Raw genomic sequence first — 2171 nt, forward strand, 5'->3', positions numbered from 1 at the left:
CAGCTTCAACGGGGCGCGAGCGCTGCACGCCGTCGGCACCGAGCTGCGAACTGGAGGCATCTTATCCCATGCTGGGCCCGAGTTCTGGCACTCCGTGCAGGTGGGGCGCTTTCTAGCGTCGCCCCAATTTGCCGCTTTGTCCCGAGAGGCTAGGAGCTTGGCTCCAAGCGGCGTAGCACCGGGGACCTTGCTTTCCAAGGGCAGGCTTGCTGGTGCGGGACCTGGAGCTGCGCTGCGGAATGGCCCAGATTTCATGCCGACCGGACTGCGTGAAGCCAGCCCCGGACTCCGCAGGATTTTTTCGGGTGGCAGTGTTCGCGGACGTTCGATCATCGATATTCGTCAGGTTCTGCGTGACAATGGATTTACGCAATCTCTTACCTTCAACCGTCGCGGCTACCTGTTTCGTAATGGCCTTGGTGAGGAAATCCGCATTATGTCTCGCAGCGACGCCTGGGAGATACGTATGCGGAACCAGTTCAAGAATTATCTCGATGAATTTGGGAACGTCGCTGACCCGAGCGCAACTCACGAGATTCAAGTGCTTTCACGATGAAGAAATTTCAATCCAACGAGCTAACTGCAATGCTTGATAGATACAACTCCTTACAGGAGTGTATCCTTCTCTCAATTGAATGGCGGAGTCATTTTACTTCCGTGGACTTGGTGTTCAATTGCATATGGGACGACCTGAAGGAGCTAAGATCCAACATCGATAATCCATTTGAAGTTGTTATTCGTTTGGATTTTGTGCAATCATTTGAGATGCACAATCGCCTAACGGGTAGTATTTGCGCAGATCGTGAGCGGTTGAATTGGGGATTCGATGAAGTTGCTTTAGTTCGAATTGAGAACGATCCCGAAGTGATCGGAAAATATTCCCATCTTCCAGGGTCGTTCCATCGGCTTGCGGTCCACTGGGAGTCCGGTAGGCGAATCCTCGTGGTCTTCAATGAAATGACAATCGAACCATACCGCAGATAAAATGAACGTACGCGACCAACCAATGGCATTGGCCATGCCAACCCATTTGCTTTGTGGCAGAAGCAGCTCCTTGGCTATGAACAACTCGTCCTTGAACTGACGGATACCCTTCATGAGGCTCTGCGCCCTCGGGCCTGCGTCCGAAAAAGTAAGAAACGCGACTCGTCCGATGATTTCGGAGGGATGACTGGGTGGTTCCGTCTTCCTGTGAAGGTCACGATTGCGTAATCAACTGCCATGAACTTGCGCTTCGCCGCGTATTTTTCGATTTTGATCTTCCCGCTGGCGGGAATCACACCGGCGGAGCCGACGGTGACCATCACCCGCACGCTAGGTGTCGAAGTCGTCGAAACCCGCGTCGTCACGCTCAACCATCTCGGTCAGCCGGACGGAACGAGTGCGGTTGGGCCCGGGATGGCCGCCGTGGATGTCGATCCCGAATTCCGGGCCGACGGAACGCTGGCATCCATTTCCCTGAGCATCGGTGGGGTGACGTCGCGCATCGACTTCGAGCCGGATGGCACCGTCGGGACCCTGCGCATCCCCAATCGGCAGGATCCCGGCGGGCCGGACGAAATCCTGCCCGTCGATCACGAGTTCGTTGGCGGGGAAGAGACATTCCAAGTGGACGGCACCACGGCAAGCCGCGCGCTGGACGGCACCGCCGTGTCGCTGACCGGAGCCGGGGTGATGGACCGCGGCCGCTCGACGGGGGTGGCGCTTGCAGGCTACGAGGAAACCGTCGATCCCGCCGAGGGCGCGAGCACCGTGCTGGCGAGCAATGCCGCCGGGGCGAAGACCCTTCACGATTACGCTGCCGGGGCCGACACGCAGACGACCTGGCTTGCGGGTGGTTTGTTGGAAAGCCGATCGCTCGGGCGCGGGGGGAGTGCCGTTTTCGGCTACTCGGCGGACGGGGCTCGGGACCTGGAATCCATCGCTTGGCCGGGGGTGGCGTCAGAGGGGTTCGTCGCCGAGCCGCTTTCCGGAGGGACCATCCTGCTGGGGCGCGACGCTGCCGGGAACATCGACTCAATCACCGACCCGTCCGGCGAGCGTGACCTCGACCACGAGAAGAACCGGCTGACGAAGACCGACTGGCTCGCTGGCGAGCTGAATCCTTACAAGATCGTTCGCGCCCATGACACGATCGGGCGGCTGGAAACGGTCACCCTCACCCGGGAAGG

3 protein-coding genes are annotated in these 2171 nt (G+C 58.8%); 2 read left to right on the forward strand and 1 reads right to left on the reverse strand.

The window, feature by feature from the left end:
• Positions 1 to 556 (forward strand): hypothetical protein (locus tag ACG2LG_RS23710; protein ID WP_396263323.1); only part of this gene is annotated, 556 nt, incomplete at its 5' end.
• Positions 557 to 837: 281 nt separating this feature from the next.
• On the opposite strand, the gene ACG2LG_RS23715 is transcribed toward ACG2LG_RS23710, so the two are convergent.
• Positions 838 to 1098 carry a hypothetical protein gene (locus ACG2LG_RS23715; RefSeq protein WP_396263325.1) on the reverse strand — a complete coding sequence of 87 codons (261 nt, stop codon included), beginning with the start codon at positions 1096 to 1098 and terminating at the stop codon, positions 838 to 840.
• Positions 1099 to 1221: 123 nt separating this feature from the next.
• Here ACG2LG_RS23715 and ACG2LG_RS23720 point away from each other — a divergent pair.
• A partial coding sequence (locus tag ACG2LG_RS23720; RefSeq protein WP_396263327.1) for a hypothetical protein occupies positions 1222 to 2171 on the forward strand: 950 nt, incomplete at its 3' end.

The organism is Haloferula sp. A504, assembly GCF_044385805.1.
Taxonomy (GTDB): Bacteria; Verrucomicrobiota; Verrucomicrobiia; order Verrucomicrobiales; family Akkermansiaceae; genus Haloferula.

Bases quoted from the DNA above. Each gene is read 5' to 3' on its own strand.
- ACG2LG_RS23715 (WP_396263325.1), bottom strand. From the start codon at position 1,098: ATGAAGGGTATCCGTCAGTTCAAGGACGAGTTGTTCATAGCCAAGGAG.